At 71.4% G+C, this 16423-nt stretch carries 14 protein-coding genes and 1 pseudogene; 13 read left to right on the plus strand and 2 right to left on the minus strand.

Features of this window, described 5'->3' with window-relative positions; translation table 11 throughout:
* Positions 1-15: 15 nt before the first annotated feature.
* Positions 16-255, plus strand: a complete 240-nt coding sequence (locus tag AMK22_RS13000; protein ID WP_073784568.1) for a hypothetical protein — start codon at positions 16-18, stop codon at positions 253-255.
* A gap of 100 nt (positions 256-355) precedes the next feature.
* Here AMK22_RS13000 and AMK22_RS13005 read toward each other — a convergent pair whose 3' ends face one another.
* Positions 356-2242, minus strand: a complete 1887-nt coding sequence (locus AMK22_RS13005; RefSeq protein ID WP_073784570.1) for an ABC transporter ATP-binding protein — start codon at positions 2240-2242, stop codon at positions 356-358.
* Positions 2239-4215 (minus strand): ABC transporter ATP-binding protein, encoded by a 1977-nt coding sequence (locus tag AMK22_RS37475; RefSeq protein ID WP_079186125.1) that lies wholly within the window; start codon positions 4213-4215, stop codon positions 2239-2241. Before AMK22_RS37475 ends, AMK22_RS13005 begins: the two co-directional genes overlap by 4 nt.
* A gap of 232 nt (positions 4216-4447) precedes the next feature.
* Here AMK22_RS37475 and AMK22_RS13020 point away from each other — a divergent pair, with 232 nt between their 5' ends.
* The 12 genes and pseudogenes from AMK22_RS13020 (at position 4448) to AMK22_RS13075 (ending at position 16381) form a co-directional block, all read left to right on the plus strand.
* Entirely contained in the window at positions 4448-5350 is a 903-nt protein-coding gene (locus AMK22_RS13020) for an ABC transporter ATP-binding protein (RefSeq protein WP_073784572.1), read from the plus strand.
* A 1-nt stretch (position 5351) separates the two neighbouring features.
* On the plus strand, positions 5352-6143 hold the full coding sequence (locus AMK22_RS13025; RefSeq protein WP_073784574.1) for an ABC transporter permease: 792 nt from the start codon (positions 5352-5354) through the stop codon (positions 6141-6143).
* Between the two features lie 24 nt (positions 6144-6167).
* Positions 6168-7457: a sensor histidine kinase gene (locus tag AMK22_RS13030; RefSeq protein WP_242433960.1), complete on the plus strand. Its 1290-nt coding sequence runs from the start codon at positions 6168-6170 to the stop codon at positions 7455-7457.
* 22 nt (positions 7458-7479) lie between these two features.
* Positions 7480-8130: a response regulator gene (locus AMK22_RS13035; RefSeq protein WP_073784576.1), complete on the plus strand. Its 651-nt coding sequence runs from the start codon at positions 7480-7482 to the stop codon at positions 8128-8130.
* A 145-nt stretch (positions 8131-8275) separates the two neighbouring features.
* A pseudogene (locus tag AMK22_RS13040) lies at positions 8276-9479 on the plus strand (Ig-like domain-containing protein).
* 323 nt (positions 9480-9802) lie between these two features.
* Positions 9803-11053 carry a L,D-transpeptidase gene (locus AMK22_RS13045; RefSeq protein ID WP_073784578.1) on the plus strand — a complete coding sequence of 417 codons (1251 nt, stop codon included), beginning with the start codon at positions 9803-9805 and terminating at the stop codon, positions 11051-11053.
* Positions 11054-11162: 109 nt separating this feature from the next.
* Entirely contained in the window at positions 11163-11930 is a 768-nt protein-coding gene (locus AMK22_RS13050) for an enoyl-CoA hydratase/isomerase family protein (RefSeq protein ID WP_073784580.1), read from the plus strand.
* Between the two features lie 251 nt (positions 11931-12181).
* On the plus strand, positions 12182-12697 hold the full coding sequence (locus AMK22_RS13055) for an ATP-binding protein (RefSeq protein ID WP_073784582.1): 516 nt from the start codon (positions 12182-12184) through the stop codon (positions 12695-12697).
* A 406-nt stretch (positions 12698-13103) separates the two neighbouring features.
* Complete coding sequence (locus AMK22_RS13060; protein ID WP_073784584.1) at positions 13104-13922, plus strand: polysaccharide deacetylase family protein; 819 nt, start codon at positions 13104-13106, stop codon at positions 13920-13922.
* Positions 13922-15103, plus strand: a complete 1182-nt coding sequence (locus tag AMK22_RS13065) for a YncE family protein (protein ID WP_073784585.1) — start codon at positions 13922-13924, stop codon at positions 15101-15103. The genes AMK22_RS13060 and AMK22_RS13065 overlap by 1 nt, the downstream gene beginning before the upstream one ends.
* Before the next feature lie 252 nt (positions 15104-15355).
* Positions 15356-15979, plus strand: a complete 624-nt coding sequence (locus AMK22_RS13070) for an ADP-ribosyltransferase (protein WP_073784935.1) — start codon at positions 15356-15358, stop codon at positions 15977-15979.
* Positions 15980-16165: 186 nt separating this feature from the next.
* Positions 16166-16381, plus strand: coding sequence for an EF-hand domain-containing protein (locus AMK22_RS13075; RefSeq protein ID WP_073784587.1), 216 nt, complete (start codon positions 16166-16168; stop codon positions 16379-16381).
* Positions 16382-16423: the final 42 nt, after the last annotated feature.

Consider the following 16423-nt stretch of genomic DNA (forward strand, 5'->3'; position numbering starts at 1 on the left):
CGAAGAAGGGTCCCTGTGAACATCGAATTGACGGACGACCAGGCACTTGTCCTGTCCGACTGGATGAGCCGCGTCATGCACCGGGAGGATTTCTCGGCGCTCGTCGACGACCGTGCGGTCTGGTCGGCTCTGTTCAGGATCAGCGGGGCGCTGGAGACGCAGTTGCCGGCGGTCTTCGATTCCTCGTACTCCGAACAGCTGGATGCGGCCCGTCGGCGGCTCGTCGGCGAGCTCGGGGAATTCCGCGAGCGCTGACCCGCGGCGCACACCGTCCCGGCGCCGTGTTCCGCTCGGGTCCGGGCCGTCGGCCGTCCCGGACCCGAGCCGCCGGTCGGCCGGGTCCGGGGCATCGGCCTCACGTCAGGCTCTCCCGCCACGCGCGGTGCAGGCCCGCGAACCTGCCCGTGCCGCCGATGAGTTCGGACGGGGTGCCGTCCTCGACGATGCGGCCGTGCTCCATCACCAGTACCCGGTCCGCGATCTCCACGGTCGACAGGCGGTGGGCGATCACCACCGCCGTACGGCCGTGCAGGACCGTGTCCATGGCCCGCTGCACCGCCCGTTCACCGGGGATGTCCAGCGAACTCGTCGCCTCGTCCAGGATCAGTACCGACGGGTTCGCCAGCAACGCGCGTGCGAACGCGACCAGTTGGCGCTGGCCGGCCGAGATCCGGCCGCCCCGCTTGCGTACGTCCGTGTCGTAGCCCTCCGGCAGGCCGGCGATGAACTCGTGCGCGCCGATCGCACGGGCCGCCTGTTCGATCTCCTCGCGCGTCGCGTCCGGCCGGCCGATCGCGATGTTCTCGGCGACCGTCCCGGAGAACAGGAACGCCTCCTGCGTCACCATCACCACGCCCCGCCGCAGCTCGGGCACGGCCAGGTCCCGCAGGTCCGTGCCGTCGAGCAGCACCCGGCCCTCCGACGGGTCGTAGAAGCGGGCCAGCAGCTTGGCGAGCGTCGATTTGCCCGCGCCCGTCGAACCGACCACGGCGACGGTCCGACCGGCCGGGATCGTCAGGTCGAAGCGGGGCAGTACCTCGCCGCCCGTGCGGTAGGCGAAACGCACGGAGTCGAAGACGACCTCACGGCCGGGGTGCTCACCCGGGAGGGCGGGCAGCTCCTTCGGGTCCGCGGTCTCGGGAACGGAGGGGGTCTGGGCCAGCAGACCCGCGATCTTGCCCAGCGAAGCCGCCGCCGACTGGTAGGAGTTGAGGAACATGCCCAGCCGGTCGATCGGGTCGTACAGCCGGCGCAGGTACAGCACGGCCGCGGCCAGCACCCCGAGCGCCAGGGTGCCCGACGCCACCCGGTACGCGCCCCACAGCACGATGCCCGCGACCGCCGTGTTGGCGACCAGCCGGGAGCCGACGACGTAGCGCGCCATCTCCAGCGTGGCGCTGCCGTTCGCCCACCGGTGCGCGTGGTTGAGCTTCTCGAAGTGCGCGTCGTTGACGCGCTCCCGGCGGAACGCCTGGACGGGGCGGATGCCGTTCATCGACTCGGCGAACTTCACGATGACCGCGGCGATCGCCGTCGACCGCGCCGCGTAGAGCACCCCGGCCCGCCGCTGGTAGAGGCGCACCAGCAGATACAGGGGGACGAAGGACAGCACGGCCGCCGCGCCGAGGCCGGGGTCCAGCCAGAGCAGCATCAGCGAGATGGAGAGGAACGACAGGATCACGGTGATGAGTTCCTGCAGCCCCTCGCTGAGCAACTCCCGCAGCGACTCCACGTCCGTGGTGGAACGGGAGATCAGCCGGCCCGAGGTGTAGCGCTCGTGGAAGTCCACGCTCAGCGCCTGCGCGTGACGGAAGATCCGGCCGCGCAGATCGAGCAGTACGTCCTGGTTGATCCGCGCGGAGACCGCGATGAAGGCGTACTGCATGCCTCCCGCCGCTGCCGAGCACAGCGCGTACCCGACGGCCACCGCGATCAGCGGCCCGTGGTCCGCGTCACGGAACGCGGGCACGCCCCGGTCGATGGCGTACGCGACGAGCAGCGGGCCCGCCTGCACCGCCGCCTGCTGGACCAGCAGCAACAGCGCCGCCACCAGTACCCGGGCCCGGTGCGCCCGGAGCAGCGAGAACAGCAGCGCGCGGGTGGCGCCCGGGGCAGTGGGCAGATCGTCCCGGTCGAACCGGTCCCCGGTGCCGCTGCCGGGGCCTACGTCGTCGGACGGGGCGCCGGGCTCCTCGTGCGTGTCGGGCCGGCCGCCAGGGCCGGTCGTCGTCGTACTGGTCATCGGGTGCGGCCCTTCTCGGCGGCGACGTCCGGCACGAGGCGGCCGTCGATGGACGGGTCGGGGAAGGAGTCCTGCTCCGCGTCGTCGCCGTCGCCCGACATCAGCCGGGCATACTCCGCGTTGCCGCGCAGCAGCTCCTGGTGGGTGCCGACCGCGACGATCCGGCCCTCGGAGAGCAGCGCCACCCGGTCCGCGAGCATCACCGTGGACGGGCGGTGCGCGACCACGATCGCCGTCGTCTCCTCCAGCACCTGCCGCAGCGCGGCCTCCACCAGCGCCTCCGTGTGCACATCCAGGGCGGAGAGCGGATCGTCGAGCACCAGGAAGCGCGGCCGGCCGACCACGGCGCGGGCCAGCGCGAGGCGCTGCCGCTGCCCGCCGGAGAGACTGAGGCCCTGCTCGCCGACCTGCGTGCCGATGCCGTCGGGCAGGTCGTGCACGAAGTCGGCCTGCGCGATCGCGAGCGCCCGGCGCAGCTCGTCCTGTCCGGCGCCGTCGGCGCCCATCAGGACGTTCTCCCCGACGGTCGCGGAGAACAGCGTCGGCTCCTCGAACGCCACCGACACCAGCCCGCGCAGTTCCTGCCGGGACATGGCCGCGATGTCCCGGCCGTCGAGCGTGATCCGTCCCGCGGTGGCCTCGTACAGGCGGGGCACGAGGGCGGTGAGCGTCGTCTTCCCGGAGCCGGTGGCCCCGACCAGGGCCATCGTCTCGCCGGGACGGATGCTGAGGTCGATCCGGGACAGCACGGGCGCGGAGCGGGGATCGGCGTCGGGGTAGCGGAACTCCACTCCCTCGAACACCATGCCTTCCCGTCCGTCCGTCGGTCCGTCCGCCGGAACCCCGTCCGCCGCGCCTGTCGTACGGGCTTCGTCGGCCGCTCCGGCCGTTCTGGTCGCTCCGGCCGCTCCGGCCGTTCTGGTCGGTTCGGTGGGTCCGGTCGCTTCGGCGGGTCCGGTCGGTTCGGACAGGTCGTCGCGTTCCTCCGCCACATCCATCACCTCGAAGTACCGCTCCGTCGCCGTCGCCGACTCCTGGCTCATCGCGAGCAGGAAGCCGATCGACTCGATGGGCCACCGCAGCGCGAGGGCCGTGGAGAGGAAGGCGACGAGGGTGCCCGCCGAGAGACCGCCGTCGGCGACCTGGATCGTGCCGAGGACCAGGGCCGCCCCGATGGCCAGCTCGGGAACCGTGGTGATGACGGCCCAGATGCCCGCGAGCAGCCGCGCCTTGCCCAGTTCCGTCTCCCGCAGCCGCTCGGAGAGCGCACGGAACGCGCGGGCCTGGCTGCGGTGCCGGCCGAAGCCCTTGATGATGCGGATGCCCAGGACGCTCTCCTCGACCACCGTGGTCAGATCGCCGACCTGGTCCTGGGCCCTGCGCGCCACGGCCGAGTACTTCGTCTCGAAGAGCGCGCAGACGATGACCAGCGGTACCACCGGAGTGAGCAGCACCAGCCCCAGCGTCCACTGCTGCATCAGCAGAATGACGAAACCGACCAGGATCGTCGTGCCGTTGACCAGCAGGAAGATCAGCGGGAAGGCCAGGAACATGCGCAGCAGCATCAGGTCCGTGGTCGCGCGCGAGAGCAACTGCCCCGACGGCCAACGGTCGTGGAACGCCACCGGCAGCCGCTGGAGGTGCCGGTACAGATCGGCCCGCATCGCCGCCTCGACCCCGGCCATCGGACGGGCCACCAGCCAGCGTCGCAGCCCGAAGAGTACGGCCTCGGCGAGGCCCAGCAACAGCAGGTACAGCGCACCGAGCCAGACCCCGCCCGGGTCCCGGTCCGCCACCGGCCCGTCGACCATCCACTTCAGTACGAGAGGGATCACCAGACCCACGCAGGACGCCACGACGGCGACCACCGCGGCGCTGAACAGGCGCCCCCGCACCGGTTTCACGTAGGGCCACAGCCGCAGCAGGGAGCGCACCGTCGACCGGTCCTTGGGGCCTACATGTTTTTCGGGCATCACAGCCGAGCCTACGGTTCGCCGCGGTCCTCGTTCATGTGGTTTTCGGCCGACCGGCGGTGACGCGCCGTCCGGGGCCGGGGCCGGGAGGCGGCCAGTGACCCGGCCCCGGGCCCGTGACCCGGGCCGGACGCGGGCCACGGGTCGTACGTCCCGGTCAACCGATCGGACGATGCGCCTTCGAGCGCGATGGACGATGGTGCGGTGCCGCGCCCGCCACGATCCTCGTGGCATGGCAATCATCGAAGTCAACGGCCTGCGCAAGGCGTACGGCGGGCGGCCCGCGGTGGACGGGGTGAGCTTCTCCGTCGAGGCGGGAGAGATCTTCGGCATCCTCGGGCCCAACGGGGCGGGCAAGACCACCACCGTCGAATGCGTCGAGGGGCTGCGGATCCCCGACGCCGGTACGGTCCGCGTCGCCGGTCTCGACCCCGTGGCCGACCACGACCGGGTGACCCGGCTGCTCGGTGCCCAGCTCCAGGAGAGCGAGCTCCAGCCGAAGATCACCGTCGCCGAGGCGCTGGAGCTGTACAGCGCCCTGTACCCGGCCCCCGCCGACTGGCGGGCGCTGGCCGAACGGCTCGGCCTGCACACCTCGTACGGCACCCGCTACACCAAGCTGTCCGGCGGTCAGAAGCAGCGGCTGTCCATCGCGCTCGCCCTGGTCGGCAACCCGCAGGTCGTGGTGCTCGACGAGCTGACCACCGGCCTGGACCCGCGGGCCCGCCGGGACACCTGGAAGCTCATCGAGGACGTGCGCGACAGCGGCGTGACGGTCCTTCTCGTCACCCACTTCATGGAGGAGGCCCGACGGCTCTGCGACCGCGTCGCCGTCATCGACAAGGGCGAGGTCGTCGCCCTGGACACGCCCTCGGGGCTGATCCGCAGGGCCGACGGCGGAACGGTCATCTCCTTCACGCCGTCCCGGCCCCTGGACGACATCGAACTCGACGCGCTGCCCGGAGCGTCCGGCGTGGAGCGGAAGGACGGACGGATCGTCATCCACGGCACCGACGAGACCGTCAACGCGGTGATCTCGCTGCTGGCCCGGCTCCGTGTCACCGCACATCAGCTCCGCGTCTCCGAGGCGACCCTGGACGACGCCTACCTCGACCTCACAGAACGGGTGGCCTGAAATGACCACGACGCACGCCGACGCCCCCGCCGAACCCACCGGGAAGCCGAGCATCCCGACCCCGTGGGCGGCCGTCCTGCGGACCGAGGCACGGCTGTTCCTCCGCGAACCCGGCAGCCTGTTCTGGATCCTCGTCTTCCCCGCCGCACTGATGACGATCCTCGGCCTGATCCCGTCCTTCCGCGAACCCGACGCCGCGCTCGGCGGCCGTCGCGTCATCGACCTCTACGTCCCCGTGGCCATGCTGCTCGCCATGACCATGGCCGGGCAGACCATGCCACAGGTCCTCACCGGTTACCGCGAACGCGGCATCCTGCGCCGCATGTCGACCACCCCGGTACGGCCGTCCGCCCTGCTCGTCGTGCAGTTCGCGTTGCACGGAACCGCCGCTCTGGGCTCCGGGGCCCTGGTCCTGGCCGTCGGCCGGACGGCCTTCGACGTACGGCTGCCGCAACAACCGTTCGGCTACGCGCTGGCCCTGCTCCTGGCGGTCGCGGGCGTGCTCGCCATCGGCGCGCTGGTCTGCGCGCTCTCCCGCACCGCCAAGGCGTCCACCGCCGTCGGATCGGCCGTCTCGCTGGTGATGATGTTCAGCGCCGGAGTGTGGATCCCGGTGCAGTCCATGCCCGACACCCTTCGCCACATCGTCCAGGTCACCCCGCTCGGCGCGGCCTCCCAGGCACTGGACCAGGCGGCGTCCGGCGGCTGGCCCGGCTGGATCCATCTGGGCGTGGTCGCCCTGTGGACGGCGCTCGCGGCCCTGCTGGCGACCCGCCTGTTCCGGTGGGAGTGACCGGTTCCGGGGGAGACTTCACCCATGAACACGGGGGACATGACAGAGACGGGCACAACCGGAGTGACGACGGCCGCGCAGTGGTGGGAACGGTTCTTCCGGTACGGGCCGTACGGTCTGCTCGGCCTGGCCACGGCGGCCTCCGTCGTGTCCGCCGAGCTCATCATGTCCCGCTCGGACGTGTACGCCGCTGCGGCGCTGGTCCCGGTGGCGCTCGTCCTGGAACTCTGGTGGGGACGGTACGGGCCGACGGTCGTCCCGCGGTCGCGGGTGGCGCAGTTCTACTTCGTCGCCCGCACGACACTCGCCTTCGCACTGACCTGCTGCAACCCGTTCTTCTCCATCTTCGCGGTTCTCGGCTACTTCGACGCCGCCCGGCTGCTCCCGCGACGGGCCATGCGCGCCGGGCTGCTGGTCACCGCCGTCATCATGGCGGGCTCGCAGTCCGGCAGCGGCCTCCCGCCGACCGGCCTCATGGGCTGGATCGCCTTCGGCATCGTCTTCGCCCTCCACGCGGCCATCACCCTGGTCTTCGCCCAGATCGGCGACCGGGAGGCCGAGCAGACCCGCGCCCAGGTCGACACCATCGCCGAACTGGAGTCCGCCAACGCCCGCCTCGAACAGGCCCTCGCGGAGAACGCCGGGCTTCATGCCCAACTCCTGCTCCAGGCCCGGGAGGCGGGGGTCGCCGACGAGCGTCGCCGGCTCGCCGCCGAGATCCACGACACGCTCGCGCAGGGCCTGACCGGTATCATCGCCCAGCTCCAGGTGGTCACCTCGATCGCCGGTACCGATCCGGCCCTGGCCCGGCAGCACCTCGACCGCGCCGCCGCCCTCGCCCGGCACAGCCTGGGCGAGGCGCGCCGTTCGGTCCATGATCTGGTCCCCGCCGCGCTGGAGCACGACGACCTCGTGGGCGCGTTGAAGAAGACCGTCACCGGCTGGGGCGACCGTCACGGGGTGCGGGCCGAGTTCACCGTCACCGGTACCGCCGAGCCGGTCCACGACGAGATAGCCGCCACCCTGCTCCGTATCGCCGAGGAGGCCCTCGCCAACGCCGGCCGCCATGCCGAGGCCTCACGCGTCGGCATCACCCTGTCCTTCATGGGTGACGAACTGGCCCTGGACGTACGGGACGACGGCCGCGGCTTCGACCCCGCCGCCCTGCCGCCGCGCCGCCGCGGCGCGGGCGGATTCGGGCTCAGCGGCATGCGGGCCCGCGCCGAACGCATCGCGGGCACCGTCGAGGTGGAGACGGAACCGGGCTGCGGCACGGCCGTCTGCGCCCGGGTGCCCCTGGTCCGGCACGGCTGATGACCAGTACGGTTGCCCTGCCATGGCTGAGGAACCCGCACGCGTCATCACGCTCGTCGTCGTCGACGACCACCCCGTCGTACGGGACGGTCTGCGCGGCATGTTCGACTCGTCGCCCGGGTTCCGGGTCCTCGGGGAGGCCCCGGACGGGGTGGCGGGCGTCGACCTCGTGGCCCGGCTCGATCCGGACGTCGTGCTGATGGACCTGCGGATGCCGGGCGGCGGCGGGGTCGCCGCCATCGCCGAACTCACCCGGCGCGGCGCCCGGGCCCGGGTGCTCGTGCTCACCACGTACGACACCGACTCCGACACTCTGCCCGCGATCGAAGCGGGCGCCACCGGCTACCTGCTCAAGGACGCGCCCCGCGAGGAGCTGTTCAACGCCGTCCGCGCCGCGGCCGACGGCCGCACGGTCCTCTCGCCCGCCGTCGCCTCCCGTCTGGTCTCACGGGTGCGCACCCCGTCCGCGGCGGGCAACGAACCGTTGTCGGCCCGCGAGCGCGAGGTGCTCGTACTCGTCGCCAAGGGCACCTCGAACCGCGCGATCGCCGCCGAACTGTTCATCAGCGAGGCCACCGTGAAGACCCACCTCACCCACGTCTTCGCCAAGCTCGGGGCGAAGGACCGGGCCGCCGCCGTCGCGATCGGCTACGACCGGGGCATCCTCGGCTGACGCCCGCCCGTTCCGTTCACCCGCCCCCGCGTTGCCCCTGACCGGCACGTGTCGTTGGGGGGACGTGGACCACGCAGCGAAGAGGTCGGTGGCTCGCGCGGCCACCGTGCCGGCACGGACAGGACATGTCGCCGTACCGGGGGCACTGGGAGCACTGGGAGCGCTGACCGCACTGGCCGCACTGGCCGCCGTACTGAGCGGCTGCACCGGCGGCCCGGCCGCCTTCGGGGACGGGCGCCGCTCCCCGGAGCAGGCGATCCTGGTCACCCCCCGGCGACGGGGCACGGGACATCGCTCCGGACGACCGGGTGGAGGTGAGGGTTCCGGAGGGGCGGCTGAAGAGGGTCGGGGTCACCCGGATCGAGGACGCGCAGCCGCAGCGCGTGCCGGGCCGGATCGCGCGCGACGGCCGTTCCTGGATGTCGTCGGTGGAGGGGGAGAAGGGACGGCTCGGCCTCGCCGCCACCTACCGCGTCGACGCGGTCGCCGTGGACGGTGACGGACACGAGGTCGTCCGGCGCACCACTTTCACCACGGCCGTCCCCGAGCGCCGCTTCACCGGCCGGGTCACCCCGGAGAACCGTGCCACGGTGGGCACCGGAACGATCGTCTCCGTCGCCTTCGGACGGCCGGTCGTCGACCGGGCCGCCGTGGAACGGGCCGTCCAGGTGACCACGGTGCCGAAGGTCGAGGTGGTGGGGCACTGGTTCGGCGCCGGCCGGCTCGACCTCCGTCCGGCCGCGTACTGGGCACCGGGCACCGAGGTCACCGTCACGGCGCGGCTGCGGGACGTGGCGGGCGCGCCCGGCGTGTACGGGAGCCAGGACAGGACGGTCGCCTTCCGGGTGGGCCGCTCCCAGACGTCCCTGGTCGACGTGGCCGCGCACACGATGGAGGTCCGCCGCGACGGCCAGCTCGTCGCCACTGTCCCGATCACGGCGGGACGCCCGGGCGCGGACACGTACAGCGGCCGGATGGTGGTCGGCGAGATGTTCGACGCGATCCGCGCGGACGGCCGCTCGGCCGACTGCGGCGGCGGGGGCGACGGCGGGGAGATCCCGCACGCCCTGCGGCTCACCGGCTCCGGCGTCCTGCTGCACGGCGACCACTGGTCGGACGAGGGGGCCTTCGGCTCGGCGAACGTCGGCCGGGGCTGCGTCGGACTCCGCGACGTGCCGGGCGGCGGGAGCGACACCCCGGCCGGCTGGTTCTTCGACCGGACCCTCGTCGGTGACGTGATCGAGGTCGTCAACTCCCGGGGCAGGCCGGTCGCGCCGGACGACGGGCTCGGCGGCTGGAACCTGAGCTGGAAGAAGTGGAAGGCGGGCTCCGCTCTTCGCCGACCCTGACCCCGCCAGTGCGTCCGTCGCCTCCGGAAGCACGTCCACGAGCCCGGAGGCCCACCCACGTCCCCCGGGGTGCGCCCGCCGCCCCCGGCGTGTGCCCGTCCGGCCCCGTCCTGTCCCTCGGAGACGTCCGGTTTCGTTCGGTGCCGTCCCTCGGAGACGTCCGGATGGACGAGTTGGGACTGAACGGTGACATCCGAGGGGTCTTCTCGTCGCAATCAGTGTGATTATCTTTCGCTGAGCGCGCATGTGCAGCGCGCGGGGGAGGGGGCCATGGGCCCCCGGGGCCTTGGCGGGGCCGGGCCGTGCGAGGGGAGACGAACACATTGAACGGGCAGCCGGTATCGGGGAGATCGGCCGGGACGGGCGGCGAACGGCGAGGACGCGGGGCCACCGGACCACTGGCTCTGGCCCTGGGGGCGCTGCTGATGCTGGTGACGGCGTGCGGCGGGGACGACACCGGAGGCGCCGGCCGGGACGGCAAGGACGGGGCGAAGGTCGAGGACACCACCGCGTCGCAGGCGGTGGTGACCGTCGCGCCGAAGGACGGGGCCGAGTCCGTCGCCACGAGCGGGGCGCTGAAGATCTCCGCCTCGCAGGGGAAGCTGACCACGGTGAAGGTCTCCGACCCCAAGGGCGCCGAGGTCGAGGGGAAGATCGCGGCCGACGGCACCAGCTGGACGCCCGACCGGCATCTGGCCGCCGCGACCAAGTACAAGGTGCATGCCGTCGCCGAGGACACGAAGGGTCGTGAGTCGGCGAAGGACACCAGCTTCACCACGCTGGTCCCGCAGAACACCTTCATCGGGCAGTACACCCCGGAGGACGGCTCCACGGTCGGTGTCGGGATGCCCGTCTCGATCCACTTCACCCGGGGCATCACCGACCCGGAGGCGGTCGAGAAGGCCATCGAGGTGAAGGCCGAGCCGTCCGTGCCGATCGAGGGCCACTGGTTCGGCAACGACCGCCTCGACTTCCGCCCGGAGAAGTACTGGGCGGCCGGCACCAAGGTGACCGTGAAGCTCGGTCTTGACGGCGTCGAGGGCCGTCCGGGGGTCTACGGCAAGCAGACCAGGACGATCTCCTTCACCGTCGGCCGCAGCCAGATCAGCACCGTCGACGCGAAGTCGCACCGGATGAAGGTCGTCCGCGACGGCCGGCAGATCAAGGACATCCCGATCTCGGCGGGCGCCCCGGCGACCACCACGTACAACGGTCAGATGGTCATCAGCGAGAAGCTCAAGGTGACCCGGATGAACGGTGACACCGTCGGCTTCGGCGGCGAGTACGACATCAAGGACGTCCCGCACGCCATGCGGCTGTCCACCTCCGGCACCTTCATCCACGGCAATTACTGGGGCGGTTCCGGCGTCTTCGGCTCCGCCAACACCAGCCACGGCTGCGTCGGCCTCCAGGACGTGCGCGGCGGTTGGAGCAAGAAGACCTCCGGGGCCTGGTTCTTCGACAACTCGCTCATCGGCGACGTGGTGATCGTGAAGAACTCCCAGGACAGGACGATCCAGCCGGACAACGGCCTCAACGGCTGGAACATGTCCTGGTCGGAGTGGACCTCGTAACTCCCGTCGCGCGGAAGACGGGGGCGGGGGAGTACGGAACACGGGCGGGCCCGGTGCTGTGACCAACGGCACCGGGCCCGCCGTCGTTAGCGGCGGTTAACCTCCTCCCATGACCGTAACCCTCGAAGCAAGCGACGGCGTCGGCACCATCCGGCTGGACCGACCGCCCATGAACGCCCTCGACGTGGCCACCCAGGACCGGTTGCGCGAACTCGCCGAGGAGGCGACCCGGCGCGACGACGTGCGCGCCGTGGTCATCTACGGCGGCGAGAAGGTGTTCGCGGCGGGCGCGGACATCAAGGAGATGCAGGCGATGGACCACACGGCGATGGTCGTGCGGTCCAAGGCGCTCCAGGACGCGTTCACCGCGGTGGCCCGGATCCCCAAGCCGGTCGTCGCGGCGGTCACCGGCTACGCGCTCGGCGGCGGCTGCGAACTGGCGCTGTGCGCCGACTTCAGGATCGCCGCCGACAACGCGAAGCTGGGTCAGCCCGAGATCCTGCTCGGGCTGATCCCCGGCGCGGGCGGCACCCAGCGGCTCGCCCGGCTGGTCGGGCCCTCCCGGGCCAAGGACCTGATCTTCACCGGCCGTCACGTGAAGGCGGAGGAGGCCCTGGCGATCGGCCTGGTGGACCGTGTGGTGCCCGCCGCCGAGGTGTACGAGCAGGCCCGCGCCTGGGCCGCCGCCCTCGCGAAGGGACCGGCCCTCGCGCTGCGCGCCGCCAAGGAATCCATCGACGCGGGGCTGGAGACGGACATCGACACCGGGCTCACGATCGAACGGAACTGGTTCGCCGGGCTGTTCGCCACCGAGGACCGGGAACGCGGTATGCGCAGCTTCGTGGAGGAGGGGCCGGGCAAGGCCGTTTTTCTCTGAAAGAACGTCAGTTACGCACGGGCGGACGCCGGTTCATCCGTGCGGGCGGATCGGCCGGATCTTGAGGGGCTCTTGGGATCCGGCCATCGGCGTGAGCGGGCACATGCGCCCGGAGGTGCTGTCCTCGCAGGTCAGAGCCATGGTTCCGAACAGCATTCTGCCAATGGCATATGCCGAACGAATGTCGCGGATTATTGCGTTCCGAGGTGGTGATTCCTCCGGAACGGCCCCCGGGCGCGCGTCGTGCGGCCATGATGGTGTGCATGGCGGGCCTGGAGGGTGTGGAACAGCCGCGACCGCGCACAGGTGCGACGGCGGCACGCTGGACGACGACCGGCGAGGAAGAACAGGCGTACAAGGCACTGGAGTTGTTCGGTGATCCGGCCGAGGGGGAGGTGCGACTGCCCTCACGACCGGAATCCGCGGCCCATGCGCGGCGGCTCACCTCGCACGTGGTGCTCCGGCAGTGGGCACTGTCGCCGCAGATTGCCGAGTACGCCGTACTGCTCGTCTCGGAGCTCGTGGGCAACGCGGTGCGGCACACCGGCGCCCGGGTCTTCGGCCTGCGGATGCTGCGCCGCCGCGGCTGGATCAGGATCGAGGTGCGCGACCCCTCGCGCGGGCTGCCGTGCCTGATGCCCGTGCGCGAGACGGACGTCAGCGGGCGGGGGCTCTTCCTCGTCGACAAGCTCTCCGACCGATGGGGGGTGGATCTGCTGCCCCGGGGCAAGACCACCTGGTTCGAGATGCGGACCTCCGACCGCTGACCACCGCCCGACCGTCGCGTCGCAGCCGGGGGTGATCCGCTCCCCGGGCTCCCGCTTTCCGGCGCCGGAAACACAGCAGCCCCCGGGCTGCCGTCGTGGGGCGCTTCGGGGGCCGCTGTGGTGGGGGCCGTGACATGGGGGGTGTGTTCACGGCCGCTCGTGACGACCGAGCTCGGGTCGGCGCGGGTCGTGTCACCGACTATGGCAGACGGGCGACCTCGCCGCCAAAGGTGCAAACAGGGCATTTTCATGCATACCTTGTCATTTCTTTAATGATTCGTAGGTGTGATGGGTCACTTGCCTGGAAAAGCGTGAATATTTATGGGATTCGGCGAATGATTCATCCGTGCCGCCCATATGTCCGTATCGCTACCATCCGCCTCTTCCGCCCCTATCGTGTCTGCGCATGAACGCTTCCGACGGACCGGTGCACCGCCGCAGCGCTCTGCGCGCGGGAGCGGGGGCCGTACTCGTCGGCCTCGCGGTCGGCTGCGCGGACCGTCGTGACGCCCCCGGTACGCCGACCGGGCCCGCCACCGCCGGGGCGGGCGCCGGGAAATCCGCCACCCCGGGCGGCCGTCCTCCGTCCCCGCGTCCGGCGCCCGCCCCGCACCGTTTTCCCGGGCGGCCGGCCCAGATCGACCACGGTCCGCGCGACCGCCCCCGCGTCGCCCTCACCTTCCACGGCGAGGGCGATCCCGCCCTCGCCCGGACCGTCCTCGCCGAGGCCGAACGGGCCCGCGCCCGGATCACCGTCCTCGCCGTCGGCAGCTGGCTCGACGAACATCCCGACATGGCCCGCCGCATCCTCGACGGCGGCCACGACCTCGGCAATCACACCTGGCGCCACGTCGACGTCTGCGCGCTCGGCGAGACCGAGGCGTACGCGGAGATCACCGGCTGTGCGGAGCGGCTGCGGCGGCTCACCGGATCCATCGGCTCCTGGTTCCGGCCCTCGCGCGCCCGGTACGCCACCCCGCTCGTCCAGCGGCTCGCCGCCCGGGCGGGCTATCCGCACGTCCTCTCCTACGACGTGGACTCCCTCGACTTCACCTCACCCGGCGCCGCGGCCGTCTCCCGCAAGGTGGCCGGGGAGATCCGCAACGGCTCGGTGGTGAGCCTGCACCTCGGCTACGCGGACACGGTCGCCGCCCTGCCCCTCCTCCTCACCGAAATCGACCGCCGCGGACTGCGTGCGGTGACGACCACGGAGCTGCTGACCTGATGTTTCCCCACACCAAGCACATCGCCGCCCTGCTCGGGGGCGTCCTTCTCGCCGTGCTCACGGGCTGCGGATCCTCCGCCGAGAAGGGGAACATCGAAGCCGTCGGCAGCGAGGCGGCCCGGCGCACCGACGCCGCACGCGTCGCACCGCCCGGACTGCCCGGCATGCCGCCGGTCCTCGATCCCCAGGACGTCTACGCCGCCGACCGGCCGGGGAAACTCTCCCCGGTCGTCAGGAACTTCCCCTCCCGGGTGTACGTCCCCAACACCAACTCCGACACGGTGTCCGTGATCGACCCCGCCACGTACAAGGTCATCAGGACCATCAAGGTCGGCCGCCAGCCGCAGCACGTCGTGCCCTCCTGGGACATGAAGACCCTCTGGGTCAACAACGACCTCGGCGACAGCCTGACCGCCATCGACCCCGCCACCGGCAAGGTCGGCCCCACGGTGCCCGTCTCCGACCCGTACAACCTCTACTTCACCCCCGACGGCAAGTACGCCGTGGTCATGGCCTCCATGGACCGTGAGCTGGTCTTCCGCGACGCCCACACCATGAAGACCGTCAAGACCGTCCCGGTCAGCTGCGCCGGGGTCAACCACGCCGACTACTCCGCCGACGGGCGGTACTTCATCGTCTCCTGCGAGTTCTCCGGCGAACTCCTCAAGGTCGACACGGCGCGGATGGAGGTCGTCGGGCAGCAGAAACTCCCGCTGCACGGAGCCATGCCGCAGGACGTGAAACTGTCGCCCGACGGCGGCACGTTCTACATCGCGGACATGATCGCGAACGGGGTGTGGGTCCTGGACGCCGGGAAGTTCACCACCCCGAAGCTGCTGTCCACCGGCAAGGGCGCCCACGGCCTCTACGTCAGCCGCGACTCCAAGGAGATGTATGTCTCCAACCGGGGTGAGGGCACCATCTCCGTCTTCGACTTCGCACAGCGCAAGGTGACCAAGAAGTGGCTGCTGCCCAACGGCGGCAGCCCGGACATGGGCGGGGTCTCGGCCGACGGCAAGGTCCTCTGGCTGAGCGGCCGTTACAACTCCGAGGTCTACGCCATCGACACCGACAGCGGCAAACAGCTCGCCCGGATCCCGGTCGGCAGCGGCCCGCACGGCCTCGCCGTCTACCCGCAGCCGGGACGTTACTCGCTCGGCCACACCGGCGTCTTCCGCTGACGGACCGCGAGGTCGCGAGGCGGTGGGGGCGGTGAGGTCGTGGCGCGGCGAGGTCGTGAGGCGGGGACGGTGCGGGTGGGGCGGTTCGTGTGGGGCGGTTCGTGTGGGGCGGTTCGGATGGGACGGATGTTCTGAATGTGCAGAACATCCCGGTTTGTCGGGGTGTTAGGCGTCAACTCCCGGCCGGACGCGCTCACCATCGGATGATGGTGCGCGGCCAGTATCCGCTCTGCCGGGACAGTGATCCGCATGATGATCACTTCTCTTCTGCGGCGCCGGGCCGCCGTTCTCGCCCTCTCCCTCGCCGCCGCGCTCGTCCCGGCCGCGGCCACCGAGGCCGCTCCCGTCGCCGCCTCCGCCTCGGCGGCCCCCGCGGCAGCCGCGCTCAAGCCCGGTGACTGCCCGGTCGTCACCGACCACCTCTTCGCCGCCGCGGACCCCGTCGACGTCGGCCGGATCACCCCGCGGCCCGCCTGGCGCGGCGACTGCCGCCAGCTCTACCGGGCGGACGGGCGGGGCCCGGAGACGATCTTCGCCGAGGGCTTCCACGCCCGGGACATCACGTACGGCCAGTACGACGTGGAGAAGTACGTCCTGGTCAACCAGCCCTCGCCGTACGTCTCCACCTCGTACGACCACGACCTGTACAAGCGGTGGAAGGCCGCGTTCAACTACTACATCGACGCCCCCGGAGGCGTCGACGTGAACAAGACGATCGGCGACACCCACAAGTACGCGGACCAGGTGGAGGTCGCCTTCCCGGGCGGCGTCGACCGGACGTTCATCGTGGGGGCGTGCCCGATCGACCCGAAGAACAAGACCGAGATCATGAGCGAGTGCGTGGACAACCCGCACTACCGACCGTGGCGCAGCTGAGCCGTCGAGGTCGAGTCCGAGCCGTCGGGACCCGTGCGGTGGGCGGACGTCCCGCGGCGGGCGGCCCGCGCGTGGCGACCGGCCGCCGCGAGGGTCCGTCGTGGCGCCCGTTAATCTGACCCCCGTCATGAACGCACTGACCAGGCATTGGTCAGGCACTGGTCAGGCATTACGGAGGACGGAACTGTGGCGGACATCGAGTCGGCGCGCAAGGCGTTCGAGCGGTTCGATCTGAACGGCGACGGGCTGATATCGGCCGCCGAGTACAAGAGCGTGATGGCTCAGCTCGGCGACCCCCACGTCACCGAGACGGTGGCCCAGGCCATCATCAACGACCACGACGCCAACGGCGACGGTCTGCTCACCTTCGACGAGTTCTGGGCGTCGCGGAACAAGGGCTGATCCGCCGGGGGCCCCGGCCCGTGACGACGCTCACGGGCCGGG

It is taken from the genome of Streptomyces sp. CB01580 (genome assembly GCF_001905795.1).
In the GTDB taxonomy this organism is placed as follows: Bacteria; Actinomycetota; Actinomycetes; order Streptomycetales; family Streptomycetaceae; genus Streptomyces.